We start from the raw sequence: 2,220 nt of genomic DNA, 5'->3' as shown, positions 1-2,220 counted from the left end.
GGCGTACGCTTATGGGTGCCTTTCCGCAGCTTGGAACGCGGATGGAGAAGAGGAGCAACGCGATCTAGCTATCGCGGCCGCGATCAAGCAGGTGCGACAGACGTCATACTAGATATCAAGCGACTTCTCCTATCCCCTGGGAACACATCAATCTTACCGGAGAATATCGTTGGCCAAAGCCTTAGCGTAGGATTTCGCCCTCTCCCGCAAACGACCCCTTCTTGGGGTTTATCACGGGCCGGCATCCGTCAGCCCAGCGTCGGTCCTTTGTAGGTTTTCTGCGGCTGGCGCTCCAGCTCCAGTGTTTTCTGATACTCATTCTCCCCCTGCCGGAACTCGGTGGCATTCAGTTCCCGGACAAGCGGCGCAGCTGCTCGCTTAAACCCAGCACCTGCGTGCTCAAGTCCGACACGCGCTCGTTCAGCACCGCGTTCTCCCGTTGCATAAGCCCAGACATCTTCTGCCATTCCGCGAAGGCGCTCTCCCATTCGTCCAGCCTTTGCGAGTAGTCCTGATGTAGCTGCTCTAATGCGGTCAGCAACTGCTTTTCCAGCTCTGTCATTTTCCGCTACTCCTGTTTCAGGCGGATCCAGGTCGTCCCGTCGTAGGGGATGGCTTCGGCTTGCATCCCCGGCGGCAGGATAAGGAACCTCCGGCCGTCGCTGCTCTCCTGATAGCGCACTCCCCACGTCCGGGCAGTCATTTTCGCCAGGGTATCTTCCTGCTGACGAAGATGTGTGTAATTGTCGGTTATCTGCTGCCCCTGCCACCACAGAATGCTCCCGCTCGTGGCGATCAGCAGCGCTGACACCATCAGGATGGTGAGCCATGCCCTCCCGGCTGTCAGCAGCACGCTCCGCCGGTTTTTCTCCATCGCCTCGCTCATACTCTGTTCGTGGGCGCTGATGGCGTCGCTGATTCTCCTCGCGCTTGCGCTCAGTTCCGCTCTGACAGACTGCTCGTGCTCGCTGAATGCGGCTTTCAGCATCTCGCCGGTACTCTGCTGCTGCGCTTTCGATTTCTGCTCCAAGTCCTTCGCCAGCGTTAAAAGACTGCTCATAGATGGCTCCCTTCAGTCGGATGTTTCGCCCCCCGTCCGGGTCGGCAATGCTGATGCTGCTTTTCGTGCTGCGCACCACCTCAAAACCTGCGCTTTCCAGCGCCTCAGTGACGTCCTGACGGGTTTTCAGCTCCCCGGATGAGGCAAGGGCAAGCAGGCCGCGCGTAATCGCCTGGGCAGCTTCCTGCTTCGCTTCCGGCAGCGCGGACGGCGTGACCAGCGCCCGCCGGTTTTCCGGCGCGTTCGGGTCGTGCAGCCCCAGCCGGCCGTTGACCACCGTCTGCCAGGCATCGATGCGCGGCCGGTCGGCGCGGTCGTAGTACGGCTGGAGCCGCCTGCCGGTCAGCAGCTCGGTATTGGGGATCAGAAAGTTCAGCTCCAGACGCCCCTTGTCCGCGTGCTCCACCCACAGAATGCTGTACTGATCTTTATCGAGGCCGGGCATCAGAACACGCTCGAAGCTGGCCATCAGTTTTTCCCGCTGGCCGGGAGGCAGATCTGCCTCCGCAAACGACAGTACGCCGGAGGTGTATTTCTTCACGTAAGGCGACACATCAATCAGCTCCCGGACTTCTTCCGGCTTGCCCTGCAGGACGGTGGCGCCTTCACGCTGCCGGTCTTTACCCAGCAAATAGTCCACCGGCCCGGCGCCACCGCCGCGACCGCGCGGATGAAATTTAATGATCATCGTCCGTTCCTTTCTCAAGAACGGCGTGCCGCAGCTGCTCAAGGCCGGCATCGATTGCCATCAGCGCCGCCACAATCTGCACCCTGTCATGGCCGGTACCGCCGCCGGCGTTAACGCGGCGGGCTATCTGGTTCAGGTTGTTGCCCATGCCGGCAAGCTGGCGCAGCAGCGCCGGCGAGATCGAGGGTAGCTTTCCGGTACGCGCAGGCTTTTCATCAAGACAGGTCTGCCGCATCCACGCCGCCAGCTGCCTGCCGTCACAGCGTTCGAGCAGCCGCCGGTGCTCGTCCTCCGTCACCCACATGGTGAGCATCTTGTTCCGTTTCTCTGACAAACCGGTCTCCTGATAACGCCGGGACGGGCGGGAAAGCCTTTCCCGGTCGGCGCGGGGTTGGACAAGCCGCAGGCGCGTCAGGCTTTTGGCGGGTTTCGGGGCGCAGCCCTGAACCAGTCACGTAGCGCTAGCGGAGTG

2 protein-coding genes are annotated in these 2,220 nt (G+C 61.4%); both read right to left on the bottom strand.

Going from position 1 to position 2,220, the window contains the following annotated elements:
- Positions 1–248: 248 nt before the first annotated feature.
- Positions 249–1,748: a plasmid mobilization relaxase MbeA gene (mbeA, locus tag ACWFR3_RS46750; protein WP_453740809.1), complete on the bottom strand. Its 1,500-nt coding sequence runs from the start codon at positions 1,746–1,748 to the stop codon at positions 249–251.
- Complete coding sequence (locus ACWFR3_RS46745) at positions 1,738–2,082, bottom strand: MobC family plasmid mobilization relaxosome protein (protein ID WP_044704870.1); 345 nt, start codon at positions 2,080–2,082, stop codon at positions 1,738–1,740. The genes mbeA and ACWFR3_RS46745 overlap by 11 nt, the downstream gene beginning before the upstream one ends.
- Positions 2,083–2,220 lie beyond the last annotated feature (138 nt).

Source organism: Streptomyces sp. NPDC055189 (assembly GCF_053606765.1).
This window is presented reverse-complemented; position numbering and strand designations above follow the sequence as displayed.

Coding starts and splice junctions, on each gene's coding strand:
- mbeA (WP_453740809.1), bottom strand. CDS start 1,748: ATGATCATTAAATTTCATCCGCGCGGTCGCGGCGGTGGCGCCGGGCCG.